The sequence below is a fragment of the Flavobacterium sp. T50_26 genome (genome assembly GCF_057652995.1).
Map to the genome: position 1 here is coordinate 191,528 of NZ_JBYFCC010000002.1, position 19,029 is coordinate 210,556.

Below are 19,029 nucleotides of genomic sequence, written 5' to 3' on the forward strand. Positions count from 1 at the left end.
TTAAATACATCCTAATGAATTCAATTTTAAACAGAAATATTTACCTAATTAAAGAGCATGTTGGAATGTTCAAAGCATCCAACAACTTTGATGTTTTTAATCCTGACAATGGCTCACAACTTATGACTTGTCGTGAACCAAATTTGGGTTTTTTTACAAAACTATTTCGATTTACAGATTATAAAAGAATGACGCCTTTCCATGTGGTTATTTGTGACAATCAAGGAAAAAAAATGATTTCAGTAAAGCGAGGGTTTACAGTTTTTCGTTCAGATGTTGAAATTTTCGATGAGTCTGATAAATTAATTGGCGTTTTTAAACAAAAGTTTTTCTCTTTTGGGGGCAAATTTGAAATTCATGATGCAAACGATAGACATTTATGTACTCTTCAGGGAAAATGGACCGGATGGGATTTTAAATTCACAAAAGACAACAGAGAATTAGCTCATGTATCAAAAAAATGGTCTGGGATAGGAAAAGAATTTTTCACAAGTGCAGATAATTATGTACTGGAAATATTCAATCATGTTCCACAAGATGATGCTATACGGTCTTTAATTGTGGCATCTGTAATGTGTATTGATATGGTTTTTAAAGAATAATTTTTTTATAAATAGTATATGAACTGACCGTCTTGAAAGCAATTTTGAGACGGTTTTTTCTTAGTAGCACAATACCCGCGTGAGGGAATGAAGCGAAAAGTCCGCAGCAAAAAACACCAATTTTCTTAGACTCAAAAAGCGACCAAAGGGAGCTCTTTTGAGACCTTAGAAAATGGTGTTTTGGGCGAGGACTTGCAGCGAAAAGCCCGACCCGTAGCTTGTCGGAGGGTCACGCCCAAAATTAATTTAAATGTATTGAAGAGTTCTTTCCAAAGCCATTCCGCGGGAACCTTTGATAAGTAAGAAAGAATTTTGAAAAGGATTGCTTTTTAGATATTCTGCAAATGCATCAAAAGTTGGAAAGAAATTCAAGAATTGATGATTTTCTTTAACAGCAAAAAATTCTTTTCCGATTAGGTAACAATTGAAGTTTGCCTCTGTTCTGAGTTTTTGAACAATGTTTTTGTGTTCTTTAGTACTTTCATTACCTAGTTCAAACATATCACCAAGTATAGCAATTTTTGAATCTTTTTGTAAATGAATAAAATTTTGCAAAGCAACTTCCATACTGCTCGGATTGGCGTTGTAAGCATCTAGAATGATTTCGTTACTGTTTTTAATGATAATCTGCGAGCGGTTGTTATCTGGTTGATAACTTTCCAACGATTGCTTTATCTCACTATTTGCCACTTTAAAGAAATGTCCCACTGTAATGGCTGCAATGATATTGGTAGCGTTGTAATGTCCAATTAAATTGGATTGAATTTCTATTTCTTGGAAAAAAACTTTTACGAATGGATTTGATTCAACTTTATCAATAAAAACAAAACTTTCCGGTTTTGAAGTGCTGAAAGTAATTTTTTCAATTTTAGATGTTTTTGATAATTGAATTGAATCATCAAGGTTTACAAATACTTTTTTGTTGTGTTCAGACAAGTAATCATACATCTCTGATTTTCCTTTGATGACACCTTCTACTCCACCGAAACCTTCTAAATGTGCTTTGCCAAAGTTGGTGATGTAACCATAATCGGGTTGAGCGATTTCACACAAAAAAGCAATTTCTTTTTGGTGATTGGCTCCCATTTCTACAATTCCGATTTCGGTTTCTTTTGTAAAAGAAAGTAAAGTCAGCGGAACGCCTATATGATTATTTAAGTTTCCTAGCGTGGCTTTGGTATTGTATTTTTTGGATAGAACAACTTGAAAAAGTTCCTTGGTAGTTGTTTTACCATTACTTCCCGTTAAGGCGATGATTGGTAAATTTAATTGCTTTCTGTGATATTTCGCAAGTTCTTGTAAAGTTTCTAAACAATCTGAAACGAGAATGGTTTTTTCATTCAAATAATATTGTTCATTATCAATCAATACATATGAAGCTCCTTTTTCCAAAGCCTCTTTGGCAAACGTATTTGCATCGAAACTTGCTCCTTTAAGAGCTATGAAAAAAGAATTTTTTTCAATTTTTCTGGTATCAATTGAAACGGAAGAACAGTTTAAAAAACGAGCATGAATTTGAGCAATTTCCATAAAACAAAAAGTATTTTAAAAATAAAAAGCCCTAAAAAGGGCTTTTTGTATGGTTTGACAAAGGAAAATTATCGTGTTGATTTTGGTTTTCCTTTAGCCGTTTTCTTGTTTGATTTTGGTCCAACTTTAGACATTGCACAACGGAATCCGATATCATCTGTTGAAATGTCTTGTGGGAAGAATCTTCTTTGAGCTGGATCTAACCAATATGCTCTATCTCTCCAAGAACCTCCTTTATAAACTCTCACGTTATCATCAATAAGTGTAGTTCTTTTTGAAGATTTGTCATATTTTCTAACCATTTCAGAAGAAGCACTATCAACAGAAACTTCGTGCTTTGGAGAATCATACATTTTATTTTTCTCACTTACTGTATTATCACCTTCTTCTTCAGATCCAAACTTATAGAAACGGATTGATTGTTTGTCACCATCACGGTAGTTTCTATTGTCACTTTTGTCGAAATTTTGTCTTAAATAGGTTTCTTTTTCGTCAACAGGAACTTGTGCAATTTGACCAGGAAGATTTCTGGCAATAATTTTTCCGTTTGCTAATGTGTCATAAACGATGTTTTCTGACGTAATTAATTCAACTTTACCGTCTTCACCAATTTTATTTTTCATGTAAACGTTACCTCTGTAGTAGTTGAAATCATTTGCTTCATCATCTACTCTTGGTCTGTAAACGTCGGCAACCCATTCATTAACATTACCTGCCATGTCATATAAACCAAAATCATTTGGAGGATATGATTTAACTACTTGCGTAATATCTGCACCATCGTCTGACCATCCTGCAATTCCGCCGTAGTCACCTTTTCCTTGTTTAAAGTTGGCTAATTGATCACCTTTAACTTCTCTTTTTCCTGTTCGAGTATAACTTCCATTCCAAGGATATTTCTTTTTACCTTGGTATAAATTGTATTCTCTGTTTCCAACATTAGCTACAGCAGCATATTCCCACTCAGCTTCGGTTGGTAGTCTATATTCTGGTTGAATAAGTCCGGAAGAACGAGTAGCATAAACATTTTTAGCTTCAGAACTTTCACCGTCTTTTCCTGTAGTTGCTTTTGCACGACCGCCTTTACCTTTTAATACAATTTCTTCATCGCCACCAAAAGCTTGTGATGGAGTATTAATGTAAGTTTCTGTACTAAATGATTTTTCTGCAGTAGCATCAGCCAATTTAGCGTCTTTTTTAAGGTATTTATTTTTTTCTAAAATATCCTCATTAACACGGTCTGTTCTCCATTTACAGAATTCAACCGCTTGAATCCAATTAACACCAACTACCGGATAATCCTTATAAGCAGGATGTCTCAAGTAATTATTTGTCATTGTTTCATTATATCCTAAACGATTTCTCCACACTAACGTATCTGGCAAAGCACCATTGTAAATATTAGTGTAATTTTCATCATTTGGATCAAAGATTCTTTTTAACCAATCTAAGTATTCCATATACATAAGGTTGGTTACTTCACTTTCATCCATGAAAAAAGATTGAACGTGTTGCTGATTTGGGGTGTTGTTCCAATCATGCATTACATCGTCCTGAACTTTTCCCATAGTAAAAGTTCCACCTTCAATTGCAATTAAACCAGGGGCAGCTTCTTGCTTTTTGAAGTTTGATGCGTACTGAAAACCACCTTTTTTATCGTTGATTTTCCAACCGGTTGCTGTTGACGAATTTTTTGAGCTTGAATTTTTACTACAACTAGTAAAACCAAACATCACTATCAATCCGAATAGCAATCTTAATGTCATAATTTTGTTTACTTTCATACGTCAAGTAGGTAATAAATTTAGAGCCGCAATATAGTAATTAACCTTTATATTACAACAGTTTTTTAAAATTTTTGTCAAAAGAACAAAATAATTGTCTTTTTAACAAACCTATAACGCAAAAAAAATTTATTTAGTATAAATTATTTCATTGCAAAATATTTATATCTTGTAATAAATTTGCATCCGTTACGTTTATTTCTTGATATGAAAAAGTTTTTACTCCTATATATTATATTAAACTGTGTGTTTAGTACTGCTCAAAATGCTGTAAGTGTAGATGTTACTTGGCAAGAGGGCAAACTACTGGACTTAGGCTCTCACCAATTAAATATTCCTCATTTTCAACAAAAAAACTTCTTTTTTGATGATGTAAAACAATCTATATATTACAATCACAAGTTTAGTATAACTTCGCCCATAGATGAAAACTCGTTTAAAATAGCTTCTTTAGTATATGAAAACATTAGTCAAAACCAGCTTGGTGATTTATCCATAAAGAACATTCCAAACCAGTTAAATGTTACTTTAAAAAATGGAAAAGCAAGGGATTTACTACAGGCTTTATTAACGTTTTCTCCCATAATTAAAACAAATGAAGGTTTCAAACGAGTAAAATCGTTCACACTTACTTACAGCAATTCAACAGCTTACCAACAAAGAAACGAAACAAGTTTTGATTTTAGTACTATTCAAAACTCAGCTTTAGCTACAGGAGACTGGTACCGTTTTTATGTTGAAAAATCTGGGGTTTATAAAATCCCAAGAAATTTCCTCAGTCAACTAGGCATGAATACTAATGTTGACCCTAGAAATATAAAAATTTATGGTAATGGAGGAAGAATGATTCCTTTGCTTAACAGTATTGAATATCCATCAGATTTGGCCGAAAATGCTATTCTGTTTGTTGGTGAAGATGACGGTATTTTCAACCCGGAAGACTATATTTTGTTCTATGCAGAAGGAACAGATAATTGGAATACTGAAAGTGCTACAAATCTAAATTTATTTGAAGATAAATCCTTTTATTACATAACAGTTCAAGGTGGAAGTGGAAAAAGAATAACCACTACTTCTCAACCTTCAGATCCGGCGACTACCATTTTTACTACTTTTGACGATTATCAATTTTACGAAAAGGACCTTACTAATATAGGTAGAATCGGAAGAACATGGTATGGAGAACAATTTAGTTCACAAACACCACTTTCAATTGATTTTAGCTTTCCAAATATAGCGAGTAATACTAGTATTCAACTAACCGTTACCAGTGGGGCAGTTTCATTATCATCTTCTAGCTTGGCAATTAATGCCGGTGGACAACAACAAAACATTAATTTCTCTGCAATTCCAACCTATAGTTCAACATTGTTTTCTTCAGGATCAACCACGTTAACTATTCCATCAACGCAAGAATTGTCTGTAGAGCTTACCTATAACAACAACGGTGTACCCAGTGCAAGAGGTTTTTTAAATTATATTATTGCAAAATCCAAAAGAAATCTTCAAGGTTATGGTAAACAATTTCGTTTTCAAAATGAATCAGCAGCTAATTTAATTGGTGTAGGAGAATTTCAATTAACAAATGCTTCTACAATTCCTCAAGTTTGGGACATTACAGACATCTACAATACAACAAAATATGAAAATGAAGGCAATTCAACATTTTCATTTAAGGTAAATTTAGGTGAAATTAGAAAATATATTGCTGTTGATCCATCCGATTATTACAATCCATTAAGAGAATCGCAGTCAAAAGTAGTTAATCAAGACATTAAAGGAACTATTTTTAATAATGCTCAAGGACAGTTTCAAGATATTGACTACGTCATAGTTACGCCTACTAATTTGCTTTCTGAAGCTGAGAGATTGGCGAATTTTCACCGAAATTATTCTAACTTGAATGTAAAAGTTGTTACGTTGGATAAAATTTACCAGGAATTCTCTTCTGGCAAACAAGATGTAGGTGCAATACGAAATTTAATGAAATATGTATATTTCAACGCTTCCAATGATTCGAAAAGAGTAAAATACCTCAATTTATTTGGCGATGCTTCTTTTGATTATAAAAATAGAATTCCAAACAACACCAATATTGTGCCTGTTTTTCACAGTTTAAACAGCGAATCACTTCTTAGTTCAACCATGACCGATGATTTTTATGGTATGATGGATCCTCATGAAGGCAGAATGATTAATCAAAGTAATCTTCCTGGTTTTGAAGCTTTGGATATTGCAGTGGGTAGAATGTTGGTTTCTTCCACGCAACAAGCCAGAGAAATGGTAGATAAAGTAATTCAATACCACGATATTAATTCATACGGAAGATGGCGAAATAATTTCACCTTAGTTTCTGATGATGTTGATGAAAGTTGGGAAGCACAAATTCAGTCTGGAATTGATAATTTAGGAAACACCATTAATACCGAAAAACCATTTGTTAATGTTCTAAAATTCCATTCTGATTCTTATATTCAAGAGGCTTCTGCTGGCGGACAACGTTATCCTAAATTAAAACAAGAATTGCTTAATGCGATTCAAAATGGCTCATTAGTTTTTAACTATTTTGGTCATGGTGGTGAAGATCAATTGGCATCTGAACGTATTTTTGGGAAAACAGAAGCACAAAACTTAAATAACCAATACCGTTACCCACTAATTGTAACAGTAACTTGCGAATTCACCAGATTTGACAACCCCTATCGTCAAACAGCCGGAGAATTTACTTATTGGAATCCATCCGGAGGTGCCATTTCATTAATTACAACAACCCGCCAAATTGGAGTTACAACCGGCCAAAGCATCAACGAAGGATTTTCTAGCTTTCTATACGGTTACGGACCAAATTCTAATGAAGAAACAACAATAGCAGAAGCCTTGCGAAGAGCTAAAAATGCTTATAATAGTCAAACTTTAATGGTTTTTTATATTGGTGATCCTGCTTTAAAATTGGCAATTCCAAAACCAAAAATTATACTTACCAAAGTAAATGATGTTCCCACAGAATCGTCTACCTTAGTTTTTAACGCATTGAGCAAAGTTAAATTATCCGGAGAAGTAAGAGATATTAACGGAGATGCACTATTGTCTAATTACAACGGTGACATCGCAGTGCAAATATTTGACAAATCAATCAACAGAAACACATTAGCAAATGATAATACACGTGATGGTTCAAACAATTTAATCATTATGAATTTTCAAACCCTTGGAGAAACAATATTTAGAGGAAATGCGACTGTTACAAATGGTTTGTTTGAAATAGAATTTATTGTTCCAAAAGATATTTCAATTCCTGTTGGAAACGGAAGAATTAGTTTTTATGCCAAAAGTGCAAGTCCGGTTTTGCAAGATCAAACCGGTTATGACACTTCCATTTTAATAGGCGGAATTAATGAGAATGCCCCGGAAGACAACATTGGCCCTCGTGTTCGACTTTATATGAATGACGAATCGTTTATTTCAGGAGGAATTACAAATGCTAGCCCAATTTTCTTAGCTTTTCTAGAAGATGAAAATGGAATCAACACCGCTAGCGGAATTGGTCATGACATTGTTGCCATTTTAGATGGTGATGAAAACAATCCTTACCTTTTAAATGATTATTACGAAACAGAGTTAAATAATTATACTAAAGGTAAAGTTCGTTTCCCATTTAGAGATTTAGCTCCAGGTTTACACACGATAACCTTTAGAGCATGGGATGTTTACAATAATCCTGTTACTGCTGAAATTCAGTTTATTGTTGTTGGTGATGAAACAATTAGTTTGACCAATGTGTTGAATTATCCAAATCCTTTTGTGAGTTATACACAATTTTGGTTTTCACATAATCGGCCATTTGAACCGTTAGATGTTCAAGTACAAGTTTTTACTATCACCGGAAAAATAGTTAAAACCATCAATCAAGTCATTAATACCGAAGGATTTTTATCTCGAGAAATCACGTGGGACGGAAGAGACGATTTTGGTGATAAAATAGGGAAAGGAGTTTATGTGTATAAACTAACTGTGAAGTCAAACCTCACCAATAAAAAAGTTGAAAAAATAGAAAAACTTGTTATACTTTAAGAAAACACTATATTTGTTAAATATTATCCAGAATTTATAATGAAAAAAATAACCGTATTTTTAATTTGCCTTTTTGCATTTCAAAACAATTTCGCCCAGGACCAAGATAGAGTAATCACCACCGGAGTACCGTTTTTATTGATTGCAGCCGATGCTCGTGCAGCCGGTATGGCAGACATCGGTGTAGCTACTTCACCAGATGCTTATTCGCAACAATGGAATCCATCCAAATATGCATTTGCAACCGAAAAAATTGGTATTGGTTTTAACTACACTCCTTATTTAACTGACTTAGTTAATGATATTTCATTAGGACAGTTAAATTTTTATAACCGCATTAGCGAAAAAAGTGCTTTTGGTGCAAGTTTACGCTACTTCAGCTTAGGTGATATTGAGTTGCGTGATAATTTTGATGACGAAGCAAGAGTAGTGAGTCCAAATGAATTGGCTGTCGATGTTTCGTATGCCTTGAAATTAAGCGAACGTTTTTCAACATCTGTTGCATTTCGTTACATTCGATCTCAGCTAAGAATCCCGGAAGGTACAACCGATGCAAAACCAGCAAGTTCATTTGCTTTTGACATTTCCGGTTATTATCAATCTGAAGAAGAAGCCTATGACAGCTTTAATGGAAGATGGAGAGCTGGATTCAATTTTCAAAATTTAGGTCCAAAAATTAGTTATGATGAAGATTTAACCGAACTTAATTCGAACTTTCTTCCGTCTAATATGCGTTTAGGTGCCGGTTTCGATTTTATTTTTGATGAATATAACAAAATTGGATTGAATGCAGAAGTGACAAAATTACTAGTGCCAACCCCTCAAAATCCAGATTTAAATGGTGATGGAGAAATTACTAGTGAAGAAAGAACTCAAGCTAGAGATGAATACCAACGAATTGGTTGGGTTTCAGGAATCTTTCAATCATTTGGTGATGCACCCGATGGTTTTGGTGAAGAATTAAGAGAGTTTACTTGGGCGTTGGGTGCAGAATATAATTATCAGGATTCTTTTGCTTTACGTTTAGGTTATTTTAACGAACATGAAACAAAAGGAGCTAGAAAATATTTTTCCTTTGGAGCCGGATTCAAATACACCGTAATTAAACTAGATGTATCGTATCTATTCTCTGCTTCTAAAGTAAAAAATCCACTTGAGAACACATTGCGATTCTCCTTAACATTAAATTTTGGAGATAAATATGACGAATATTAATCAATCACACTAATTAAAAAAAATCCAAATTTCTACAACGAAGTTTGGATTTTTTTTCCACTATAACTATGAAAAAAGTTACTATTACAACCGAATTCTCAGTTTACGAAAGTAAAGAACAACTACCATCAGAAATAAAAGATTTGATGGATATGGCTATTGAAATTAGAAAAAAAGCGTATGCTCCTTATTCAAAATTTAGAGTTGGTGCTGCTATTTTGTTAGATAATGGAAAAATAGTCTTGGGTTCAAATCAAGAAAATGCTGCTTATCCTTCCGGACTTTGTGCCGAAAGGGTGGCCATATTTCAAGCAGGAGCTATTTATCCTGATGCAAAAATTTTAAAATTAGCCATTTCCGCAACAGCGGATGAAAAACCAGTCACCTCACCTATTCCACCTTGTGGAGCTTGCCGTCAGTCGATTGCAGAATACGAATTTAAACAAAATACACCTATCGAAATATTTTTTATGGGAGAATCAGGTGAAATTTATAAATCGGATTCGCTAACCAATTTACTCCCTTTAGTTTTTGATAAAAATTACTTGTAAATTTTATTGGTTTACTAAAACGTTATCGTAAATAACTTTTCACAAAGTTTGTCATTTTAAGTCGATTAAATTTTCACATCTACTTACTATGTCTTATTTTTGCTACTCGCAAATTTGTGCTTAACCTATTTGTGAAACAGACAAAAACAAACATAAAAGATTCAAAATAGAACAAATGAAAAAAATCACCAAAGAAGTTTATCTGCAATGGTATGAAGACATGCAGTTTTGGAGAAAATTTGAAGACAAATTAGCTGCCGTTTACATTCAACAAAAAGTGAGAGGGTTTTTACATTTATATAATGGTCAGGAAGCTGTGTTAGCCGGAGCATTACATGCAATGGATTTGTCAAAAGACAAAATGATTACAGCCTATCGCAACCACGTTCAACCAATTGGAATGGGTGTTGATCCACGAAAAGTAATGGCTGAATTGTACGGAAAAGCAACCGGAACATCTAAAGGTATGGGTGGTTCAATGCACATTTTTTCTAAAGAACACGGTTTTTATGGCGGTCACGGAATCGTAGGAGCTCAAATTCCTGTTGGAGCCGGAATGGCATTTGCCGATAAATATTTTAATACCGGAGGTGTAACATTGACCTATTTTGGAGATGGTGCTGCTCGTCAAGGTTCTCTTCACGAAGCTTTCAACATGGCTATGTTGTGGAAACTTCCTGTTGTTTTTATTTGTGAAAACAATGGTTATGCAATGGGAACTTCTGTAGAAAGAACTGCGAATCATACTGATGTTTGGAAACTTGGTTTAGGCTATGAAATGCCTTGTGGACCGGTTGACGGAATGAATCCAGTGAAAGTTGCTGAAGCAATGCACGAAGCGATTGAAAGAGCTCGTCGTGGAGACGGACCAACTTTCTTAGAAATGAAAACATACCGCTATAGAGGTCATTCTATGTCTGATGCCCAATTATACAGAAGCAAAGATGAAGTAGAAGAATACAAAAAAATCGACCCAATCACACAAGTTTTAGACATCATCAAAGAAAATAATTATGCAACTGATGCAGAAATTGAAGCCATCGACGAAAGAGTGAAAAACTTAGTGGATGAATGTGAAAAATTTGCAGACGAATCGCCGTTCCCGGAAGTACAACAATTGTATGACGTGGTGTACGAACAAGAAAACTATCCTTTTATTCCCCATAAACTATAAGCAATATGGCAAAAATTATTAACATGCCACGTTTGAGTGATACAATGACAGAAGGTGTTGTAGCAACATGGCTTAAGAAAGTTGGCGATACAGTAAAAGAAGGCGACATTTTAGCCGAAATTGAAACTGATAAAGCAACAATGGAATTTGAATCGTTTGATGCAGGTACTTTGTTGCACATTGGAATTCAAGAAGGCGAATCTGCACCGGTTGATTCTCTTTTAGCGATTATTGGAAAAGAAGGTGAAGATATTTCCGGTTTGTTAAGCGGAGGAAGTACTGCTAAAACGGAAGAAAAATCAGCCGAAACGGAAGCTCCAAAAAAAGAAGAAACTTCAAAAGAGGAAGCTCCAAAAGAAGAATCAAAACCAAAAGCTTCATTAGCAATTCCTGCTGGTGTAAAAGTAGTAACCATGCCTCGTTTAAGTGATACGATGACTGATGGTACAGTAGCGACTTGGTTGAAAAAAATTGGCGATACTGTAAAAGAAGGTGATATTTTAGCCGAAATTGAAACAGATAAAGCAACAATGGAATTTGAATCTTTCAATTCCGGCACGTTGTTATATATTGGCGTTCAAGAAGGTCAGTCTGCTCCGGTTGATAGTGTTTTAGCAATCATCGGACCAGAAGGAACAGATATTTCAGGAATTGCTGAAAATTATTCCAAAGGTGGCGAAGCTCCAAAAACTGAAAAAACCGAAACGAAATCAGAAGAAGCAAAACCATCATCAGAAAATAAAGAAGAAACAACTACTTCAAGCGAATCAACAGGAAGAATTTTTGCTTCTCCATTAGCCCGACAAATTGCAAAAGACAAAGGAATAAACCTTTCTCAAGTAAAAGGTTCAGGCGAAAATGGAAGAATTGTAAAAAGTGATGTTGAAAACTTTACGCCGTCTGCCGCTCCTCAAAAGGCTACACAATCGGAAAATGCTTCTCAACCAAGTGCAGCGGTTCAACCATTTGTTCCGGCTGGAGAAACATATTCAGAAGAAGTGAAAAATTCGCAAATGCGTAAAACGATAGCTCGTCGTCTTTCTGAATCTAAATTTACAGCTCCACATTATTACTTAACTATCGAAGTTGCAATGGATGAAGCAATGAAATCCAGAGCAATTATCAATACCGTTCCTGATACAAAAGTTTCGTTTAACGATATGGTTGTGAAAGCGTGTGCAATGGCATTGAAAAAACATCCACGTGTTAACACACAATGGAAAGATGAAGTAACCGTTATCAATCACCACGTAAATATTGGTGTTGCTGTGGCTGTGGAAGATGGTCTAGTAGTTCCTGTATTGAAATTTACAGACCAAATGAGTTTAACTCAAATTGGTTCTGCAGTGAAAGATTTGGCCGGAAGAGCTAAAAACAAAAAACTGCAACCTGCCGAAATGGAAGGAAGTACGTTTACTGTTTCAAATTTAGGTATGTTTGGAATTACTGAATTTACTTCAATCATTAACCAACCAAACTCAGCTATTCTTTCAGTTGGAGCTATCATCGAAAAACCGGTTGTTAGAAACGGGCAAATCGTTGTAGGCAACACAATGAAAGTTACTTTAGCTTGCGATCACAGAACAGTGGATGGTGCAACGGGAGCTCAATTCCTTCAAACGTTGCGAACGTATTTAGAAAATCCGGTGACTATGCTGGCATAGTTTTATCCGAAACATATAATTTTAAAAGCGAGTTCAATTTGAGCTCGCTTTTTTTTTACACATACACCAACTGTGTAATTCCTCTCAATTTGGGTAAAAATTATACAACTTTCAAAATAACAAATTTCCATAAAACACTTGTTTTCAGACATATACAAAACAGGCATGCGGCTTGCTATCTATGCTTGTGTAAACTTCTTGAAATTAGTAAGGAACTTTTACAAAACATAAGAACCCAAATTAAGAAAATAAGTAAAATACCAAATTCAGTTAAAAGATGGAAAGCCAAAAATCACAATCAAACCAAACTAACTCTTCGTTAAAAGAGAAAAGAAACAGAGAACAAACTCTGTATAGTTTTATTTTGCCTGTTTACAGCGATTCTTTACACAGATTAATTTCAATTGGATATTGGAAAGTGCAAGATTATTTTAAATCACTTTTTTCTAATGAGAATGAAACTAAAATCAATCCAATAAATTCAATTGTCTTACTTGGTACATTTTTAATGATGATTGGTGCGGCATTTTTGGTGTATCAATTACAACCGAGTTTTGAGCAATTCAATTTAGAAAGAATGAATTCTACTTGGGGAATGGCATTTTTAATTTTATCAATAACCTTATTGGCCTACAAAGCGTGCTTTTTTCTGTTTAAAATTTATTTGTATTTCCGTTATAAAGCAATTGAATCTGTTTCAGATGAAGAATTGCCAACTTGTACAATTATAGTTCCGGCTTACAACGAAGGAAAATTAGTTTGGGATACGCTTAAAAGTATTGCAAGTAGTGATTATCCGGAACAAAAATTACAACTATTAGCCATTGATGATGGCAGTAAAGATGATACGTGGCATTGGATGCAACAAGCGAAATTGGAATTAGGCGATCGTCTAACAATCTTTCAACAGCCTGAAAACAAAGGAAAAAGACACGCGCTTTACCGTGGATTTAACTTAGGAACCGGTGATGTATTTGTAACTATCGATAGCGATTCAATCATAAAGAAAGATACATTACGTAATTTAGTTAGTCCGTTTGTAACCAATGAAAATTGTGGAGCTGTTGCCGGAAACGTGCGAGTTTTGAATAATGAAAAAGCGATGTTGCCAAAAATGCTTAACGTAAGTTTTGTAATGAGTTTCGAGTTCGTTCGTTCTGCAGAAAGTATGTTAGGTTCTGTTTTGTGTACACCCGGAGCTTTGGCAGCCTACAAAAGAGATGCTGTGTTTAATTGTTTGGAAGAATGGATTGATCAAACTTTTATGGGAAAACCATCCGATATAGGCGAAGACAGAGCGATGACCAATATGATTTTAAAACAAGGAAAAGAAGTTTTGTTTCAACGAAATGCACACGTTTTGACAAATGTTCCGGAACGATACAAAGGTTTATACAAAATGTTTATTCGTTGGGGAAGAAGCAACGTGCGTGAAAACATAATGATGGCAAAATATGTGTTTACTGATTTTAGAAAAGAATCAAAAGCCGGAACAAGACTTTTATTTTTAGATCAAAGTTTAACGATGTTAATGACCTATCCGTTTTTGCTTTTTATGTTCTTTTTTATTGCAACGCATCCATTGTTATTTTTAAGCTCAACACTTGCCAGCATCTTAATCATATCAACATTTCCGGTATTGTTTTATGCCAAACGATATAATTTTTCAGAATCAATTTGGGCTTACACTTATAGTATTTTATACACTTTTGGTCTATTCTGGATAGCACCTTACGCTATTGCCACCGCCGGAAAAAGCGGTTGGTTGACCAGGGAATTACCAACAACAAAATAAATGAAAAGCGAGTTTTAAGACTCGCTTTTTTTTTGGAAATAATAAGAAATATTTTTTTTGCAATTAACAATGTAATTTATATCTTTCGCAAAAATTTTATCAATGCTTTAATTGAAGTGGTTTAAATTAAATCGATTAAGTTTTGCTAAAAAATATCTTATTAACCACAAAAAGAAATATTTACTTAAAATGAAAACACTTTGGCTTAGCTTGTTCTTATCTGCAATTTTATTAACAACCTTTAATTCTTGCTCATCTAGTGATGGTGAAGAAGGTTGTGGAAAAGTATCTAATGTAACGGTTTATAGTACCGGACCATCATATTTAAGCTTCAATTTTGAAACTGTAAGCAATGTTAATTCCTACATGATAGAATATGGTGTAGCTGGATTCACTAAAGGCACTGGAACTTCATTTCCTACTTCACAATCTGGCGTAACTATTGAAAATTTGAATCCTAGTACTTTGTACGATATTTACATTACTAGTTTATGTGAACAAGGAGAAACTAACTTTTACAAAATCTCTAACATAGCTACAGAACAAAGTCAATGTACTGGCCAAGTAAGTGCAACCCTTCACCAATGGTATAGCACCCAAAACATCGAACTCAATTTTGAATATTCTGGAGGAAATGCTTCAAATTATGAAGTAGAATACGGACCACTTGGTTTTACTGTTGGAAGTGGTACTAAACTAACTTTTAATTCCACTAATGGAATTATTCAAGGAATTCAAACAAATACTACTTATGACATTTATGTGAGAGCTATTTGTTATCAAAATGATAAATCGGAAGCAGAAAAATACACTTATACCACCATTGGTTCATGTCCTAAACCAATATTTTTAAGTACTACTTTAATTTCAGGAAGTTGTAATCAAGGAACTGCTTACAGAAATTTTAGCTGGCATTACGATTACAGTAATGCCCAAAGTTTTACTATTTCCTTAGTAAGCCAAGGTGGATTGCCACAAAATGGAAATCAATTTATAACTAGTAATGAATCCATTGCATTTTCTAATATGTATTGCTCTTGGAATCAATTTTATGTAAGAGCAAATTGTTCAGACGGCAGTACCAGTGAATGGGCTGGTCCAATTAACTTTTAATTGAATAATAAAAATTTTCAAAGCCTTTCCCTTATTTGGAAAGGCTTTTTTTTTATTTTTTATTCTTCTCCTCAATCCACTTTGCCATATACTTCGTGCTTTGCACAAAATGATGCATCAATAATAAACCTGTAAAATTCTCATTTCGATACTTTTCCAAGTTTTTAAATTTATCCGATAAAAATTCTTTAAAATTATCTTTAAACAATTGTTTCGAAAATCGATTTAATAAAATTTCAAAACCATTTTGCTGAGCATTTAGCCAAGTGGTTTTATTTTGGTATAATTCAATTGCCTTATTAGCAAAATCTTCCGGTGAATCGGCAACAAATCCATTCCACAAAAAATCACAGTTCATTGCTTCTGCACCAATTTCTGTAGTTACACTCGGAGTTCCAAACTGCATTGCTTCTAGCAATTTCCCTTTAATTCCGGCACCAAAACGAATTGGAGCCAAAAGAACTCTTGCTTTCGAAATTACTTCAAAAGAACTTTCCGCTCTGCCGTGAACAAAAAAATTCATCTTCGGTTGATGCAACGAATTTATTTTTTGTGTTGGATAAGCTCCGAAAATACTCATCTTCGCTTTCGGAAATTTTTCAAATAACAACGGCCAAATCGCTTCTTTCAAATACACAACCGCATCGTGATTAGGAGCGTGCAAAAAATTTCCTATAAACATAAAATCGCTTCGTTCTTCAAAACTCGGTAAATTAAACGTTTCGTTTTCGACCCAAATCGGCAAATAAAACAATAAAAACGATGGCACTTTAAAATGCGACTGCAACAATTCCATTTCAAATTCCGAAACCATCAACGTCACATCACAACGATACATACTCGCAATTTCACGCTTGGCTAAATCATTGTTTAAATCAAAGGGTTTGTTCTTCAAAACTGTCATTCGTCGGGCTTCTCGCAAGCAATGCAAATCTTCCGAATCCAGCATTCGCAATGCATCCGGACAATTTTCCGCCACTCGCCACCCAAATTGCTCTTCCGTCATAAACCGGTCAAACAAAACCAAATCCGGTTGCAAATCCAACACAAATTCATCAAACGAAGCACAATTCAACGCAATTTGCTTTTTGTCAACATCAAACAACTCCTCCGAAAATTCACTTTCCGAAGCTGTACTGGCAAACGTAATTATACCACCATTTTCCTTAAAAAAAGCAATCAATTGCATCATCCTACTTCCGGCAGCAGACGATTTCGGTTCCGGCCAAACAAAGCCAATAATTAAAACTCGTTTATTTTCTAATGCATTCATCGCACTAAAATAGTAATTAATGAGCCAATTCTATTCAAATAAAAAGCATTATTTTTGTATCAAATCACGAGAATTATGTTAGGATTAAAACTTAAAACCGACCCTCGTTGGGCAAATATCGCCGAATCAAACCTCGAAGAAATTTTATCCGATCATTGCTGGTGCGAACAAAAAGCCGCCTCCAACGCACTTTACATCATCACCAACAATTCTGAAAACGTTGAATTAGTTACCGAAATGGCCAAAATCGCCATCGAAGAAATGGAACATTTTCAAATGGTACACAACATCATTCAAGAACGTGGTTTCGAATTTGGTCGCGAAGTAAAAGACGATTACGTGAACCAACTCGTGAAATTCACCAAAAAAGGAGGCTCCAGAAACGATGCTTTAATCGAGCGATTGCTCTTTGCCGCAATGATCGAAGCCCGCAGTTGCGAACGTTTTAAAGTGCTTTCAGAAAACATAAAAGACCAAGAATTAGCCAAATTCTATCGCGAACTCATGATTAGCGAGGCCAACCATTACACCACATTTTTAGGCTTTGCCCGCAAATATTCCGAAAAAGTAGATGTTGACAAACGCTGGCAAGAATGGCTCGAATTCGAAGGCGAACTCATCACCAACTACGGCAAAAAAGAAACCGTTCACGGATAAACTCATTATTTCAATTTCTAAATTCTAATTTAACAACAATTTGGGCGTGCCCCTCCGCAAGCTCCGGGTCGGGCTTTCCGTTCCAAGTCCTTGTCCACAGGTTGGTTTTTGTCGGGTTGTGCTCGGCTTCTATGGTCGCCGGCACAACCCGCAAAAACCTAAACCTTTGTCCTGCGGGCTTTCCGCTGCTATCCCTCACGCAAACCGTGCATCAATCTGCCAAGAAAACATTCTAAAACTAATAGTTCAAATGAATATTCACCAAAAAAAATTAATTTAAACTTGTAAATTCATAAATCAGTCGTACTTTTGCAAAAATAATTCTTTTGAAAAATTTTTTCTTAATAGTAGTTGTTCTCATGCTTTCAAAACCTGTTATTCCGGTTTTGAATTATGTGATTAATTATGATTACATTACCAAAGAACTTTGTGAAAACAAAGAAAAACCTGAAATGGAATGTAACGGAAAATGTCATTTAAAGAAAGAATTAGCAGATGCCTCTGAGTCAGAAAACTCTACACTTCCATCAGAAAAAAAACAAAACAACACAATAGAAATTTTATTTTTAGAATCAATTGAATCATTTCAATTAACTTCAAATAATGAATTGATTCAAAAAAATAATTTTAATTACACTGCTTTGTATGCTCATTTAGAGTCATGCGTTATTTTTCATCCTCCCATTTCTTAATTTAAAGTTTTTAGCTGTCAAACAAAAACTCAATTTGACATCACTTGTAACGGAAAAAATCCGTTCAATCAGTATTACACTTTAAATTAAAAAAAATGAAATTACAATTCAAACACATTGTAGCCGTTATGGTTATGGTCATAACATTTAGTGCATGTTCATCAGATGACGACACCATTGCACCAAATGACGAAGGAAATATTATTCTAAAATTTGATAACATTTATCAAGAAGCCGATTTTGCTTTTCAAACAGAATACACGCATTCAAACGGCGAAAAAATTAAGGCTACGCATGCCAAATATATTGTGAGCAACATTGTTTTAACTCGTGTTGACGGCACTTCATACACACTTCCAAAAAATGAAAGTTACTTTATTGTTGATGAAGGTATCACTTCCAGTACATTTTTAAACCTGCCAAATATTCCTGCCGGAGATTACACAAAAGTAAAATTTGGCATTGGAGTAGATCAAGCTCAATGGGAATTAGGCATTGAAGGTCAGGGTAACTTTTGGGCACAAGCTCAAGCTGCAGGAATGGAATGGGGTTGGACAGCCGGTTATCGTCATGTTGTTTTTGAAGGTTCGTTTACATCGTCTTCAAATGTTGACCCAATTAACTTTCAGGCACATACCGGAAGATCGGCCGAAAACTACAACTACACAGAAGTAACGTTAACTTTTCCTCACGATGACAAAGCACAGGTGAGAAAAACAGTTACACCACAAGTGCACATCATGGCCGATTTGTCTCATATTTTAGACGGTCAAAACAAAATCAACTTAGTTGACGGCCCTGGTATTCATGGAGGAAATAAAATGACACTAATTACTCAAAATGTATCAAGTATGTTTAGTGTTCATCACGTGCACAACGATTAAATAATAGTTATTTAAATTAAAAAA

The 19,029-nt window shown here is 34.5% G+C and carries 14 protein-coding genes; 11 read left to right on the forward strand and 3 right to left on the reverse strand.

The window, feature by feature from the left end:
* Window positions 1-14 precede the first annotated feature (14 nt).
* Window positions 15-602: an LURP-one-related family protein gene (locus tag AC23MC_RS02085; RefSeq protein WP_487566772.1), complete on the forward strand. Its 588-nt coding sequence runs from the start codon at window positions 15-17 to the stop codon at window positions 600-602.
* 246 nt (window positions 603-848) lie between these two features.
* On the opposite strand, the gene AC23MC_RS02090 is transcribed toward AC23MC_RS02085, so the two are convergent.
* Together AC23MC_RS02090 and gldJ are read right to left on the reverse strand one after the other, a co-directional pair.
* A complete protein-coding gene (locus tag AC23MC_RS02090; protein WP_487566773.1) occupies window positions 849-2,132 on the reverse strand; it encodes a UDP-N-acetylmuramoyl-tripeptide--D-alanyl-D-alanine ligase in 1,284 nt (427 codons plus the stop codon).
* A gap of 68 nt (window positions 2,133-2,200) precedes the next feature.
* The gene (gldJ, locus tag AC23MC_RS02095; protein ID WP_487566774.1) at window positions 2,201-3,916 is read right to left on the reverse strand and encodes a gliding motility lipoprotein GldJ; all 1,716 of its coding nucleotides are present in this window, start codon (window positions 3,914-3,916) and stop codon (window positions 2,201-2,203) included.
* A gap of 207 nt (window positions 3,917-4,123) precedes the next feature.
* Here gldJ and porU point away from each other — a divergent pair, with 207 nt between their 5' ends.
* The 7 genes from porU to AC23MC_RS02130 all read left to right on the forward strand — a co-directional run bounded on the left by porU (window position 4,124) and on the right by AC23MC_RS02130 (window position 15,499).
* The gene (porU, locus tag AC23MC_RS02100) at window positions 4,124-7,987 is read left to right on the forward strand and encodes a type IX secretion system sortase PorU (RefSeq protein ID WP_487566775.1); all 3,864 of its coding nucleotides are present in this window, start codon (window positions 4,124-4,126) and stop codon (window positions 7,985-7,987) included.
* Window positions 7,988-8,026: 39 nt separating this feature from the next.
* Window positions 8,027-9,202 carry a type IX secretion system outer membrane channel protein PorV gene (gene porV, locus AC23MC_RS02105; protein ID WP_487566776.1) on the forward strand — a complete coding sequence of 392 codons (1,176 nt, stop codon included), beginning with the start codon at window positions 8,027-8,029 and terminating at the stop codon, window positions 9,200-9,202.
* Window positions 9,203-9,270: 68 nt separating this feature from the next.
* A complete protein-coding gene (cdd, locus tag AC23MC_RS02110) occupies window positions 9,271-9,753 on the forward strand; it encodes a cytidine deaminase (RefSeq protein WP_487566777.1) in 483 nt (160 codons plus the stop codon).
* A 175-nt stretch (window positions 9,754-9,928) separates the two neighbouring features.
* Window positions 9,929-10,927, forward strand: a complete 999-nt coding sequence (pdhA, locus tag AC23MC_RS02115) for a pyruvate dehydrogenase (acetyl-transferring) E1 component subunit alpha (protein ID WP_487566778.1) — start codon at window positions 9,929-9,931, stop codon at window positions 10,925-10,927.
* 5 nt (window positions 10,928-10,932) lie between these two features.
* Window positions 10,933-12,591: a pyruvate dehydrogenase complex dihydrolipoamide acetyltransferase gene (locus AC23MC_RS02120; protein WP_487566779.1), complete on the forward strand. Its 1,659-nt coding sequence runs from the start codon at window positions 10,933-10,935 to the stop codon at window positions 12,589-12,591.
* Between the two features lie 277 nt (window positions 12,592-12,868).
* Entirely contained in the window at window positions 12,869-14,386 is a 1,518-nt protein-coding gene (locus AC23MC_RS02125) for a glycosyltransferase family 2 protein (RefSeq protein WP_487566780.1), read from the forward strand.
* Window positions 14,387-14,575: 189 nt separating this feature from the next.
* Entirely contained in the window at window positions 14,576-15,499 is a 924-nt protein-coding gene (locus AC23MC_RS02130) for a fibronectin type III domain-containing protein (protein ID WP_487566781.1), read from the forward strand.
* A gap of 52 nt (window positions 15,500-15,551) precedes the next feature.
* Here AC23MC_RS02130 and AC23MC_RS02135 read toward each other — a convergent pair whose 3' ends face one another.
* Window positions 15,552-16,772 carry a glycosyltransferase family 4 protein gene (locus tag AC23MC_RS02135; RefSeq protein ID WP_487566782.1) on the reverse strand — a complete coding sequence of 407 codons (1,221 nt, stop codon included), beginning with the start codon at window positions 16,770-16,772 and terminating at the stop codon, window positions 15,552-15,554.
* Between the two features lie 75 nt (window positions 16,773-16,847).
* Between AC23MC_RS02135 and AC23MC_RS02140 the strand changes: the two genes are divergently transcribed.
* The 3 genes from AC23MC_RS02140 (at window position 16,848) to AC23MC_RS02150 (ending at window position 19,005) form a co-directional block, all read left to right on the forward strand.
* Window positions 16,848-17,429, forward strand: a complete 582-nt coding sequence (locus AC23MC_RS02140) for a MiaE family protein (RefSeq protein ID WP_487566798.1) — start codon at window positions 16,848-16,850, stop codon at window positions 17,427-17,429.
* A gap of 326 nt (window positions 17,430-17,755) precedes the next feature.
* The gene (locus tag AC23MC_RS02145) at window positions 17,756-18,121 is read left to right on the forward strand and encodes a hypothetical protein (protein WP_487566783.1); all 366 of its coding nucleotides are present in this window, start codon (window positions 17,756-17,758) and stop codon (window positions 18,119-18,121) included.
* Between the two features lie 95 nt (window positions 18,122-18,216).
* A complete protein-coding gene (locus AC23MC_RS02150; protein ID WP_487566784.1) occupies window positions 18,217-19,005 on the forward strand; it encodes an MbnP family protein in 789 nt (262 codons plus the stop codon).
* Window positions 19,006-19,029 lie beyond the last annotated feature (24 nt).

Excerpts from the sequence above, each read along its gene's own strand:
- AC23MC_RS02120 (WP_487566779.1), top strand. The coding sequence starts at position 10,933 with ATGGCAAAAATTATTAACATGCCACGTTTGAGTGATACAATGACAGAA.
- AC23MC_RS02140 (WP_487566798.1), top strand. The coding sequence starts at position 16,848 with ATGTTAGGATTAAAACTTAAAACCGACCCTCGTTGGGCAAATATCGCC.
- gldJ (WP_487566774.1), bottom strand. The coding sequence starts at position 3,916 with ATGAAAGTAAACAAAATTATGACATTAAGATTGCTATTCGGATTGATA.
- AC23MC_RS02150 (WP_487566784.1), top strand. The coding sequence starts at position 18,217 with ATGAAATTACAATTCAAACACATTGTAGCCGTTATGGTTATGGTCATA.
- AC23MC_RS02130 (WP_487566781.1), top strand. The coding sequence starts at position 14,576 with ATGAAAACACTTTGGCTTAGCTTGTTCTTATCTGCAATTTTATTAACA.
- pdhA (WP_487566778.1), top strand. The coding sequence starts at position 9,929 with ATGAAAAAAATCACCAAAGAAGTTTATCTGCAATGGTATGAAGACATG.
- AC23MC_RS02090 (WP_487566773.1), bottom strand. The coding sequence starts at position 2,132 with ATGGAAATTGCTCAAATTCATGCTCGTTTTTTAAACTGTTCTTCCGTT.
- AC23MC_RS02125 (WP_487566780.1), top strand. The coding sequence starts at position 12,869 with ATGGAAAGCCAAAAATCACAATCAAACCAAACTAACTCTTCGTTAAAA.
- AC23MC_RS02085 (WP_487566772.1), top strand. The coding sequence starts at position 15 with ATGAATTCAATTTTAAACAGAAATATTTACCTAATTAAAGAGCATGTT.
- AC23MC_RS02135 (WP_487566782.1), bottom strand. The coding sequence starts at position 16,772 with ATGAATGCATTAGAAAATAAACGAGTTTTAATTATTGGCTTTGTTTGG.
- porV (WP_487566776.1), top strand. The coding sequence starts at position 8,027 with ATGAAAAAAATAACCGTATTTTTAATTTGCCTTTTTGCATTTCAAAAC.
- porU (WP_487566775.1), top strand. The coding sequence starts at position 4,124 with ATGAAAAAGTTTTTACTCCTATATATTATATTAAACTGTGTGTTTAGT.
- cdd (WP_487566777.1), top strand. The coding sequence starts at position 9,271 with ATGAAAAAAGTTACTATTACAACCGAATTCTCAGTTTACGAAAGTAAA.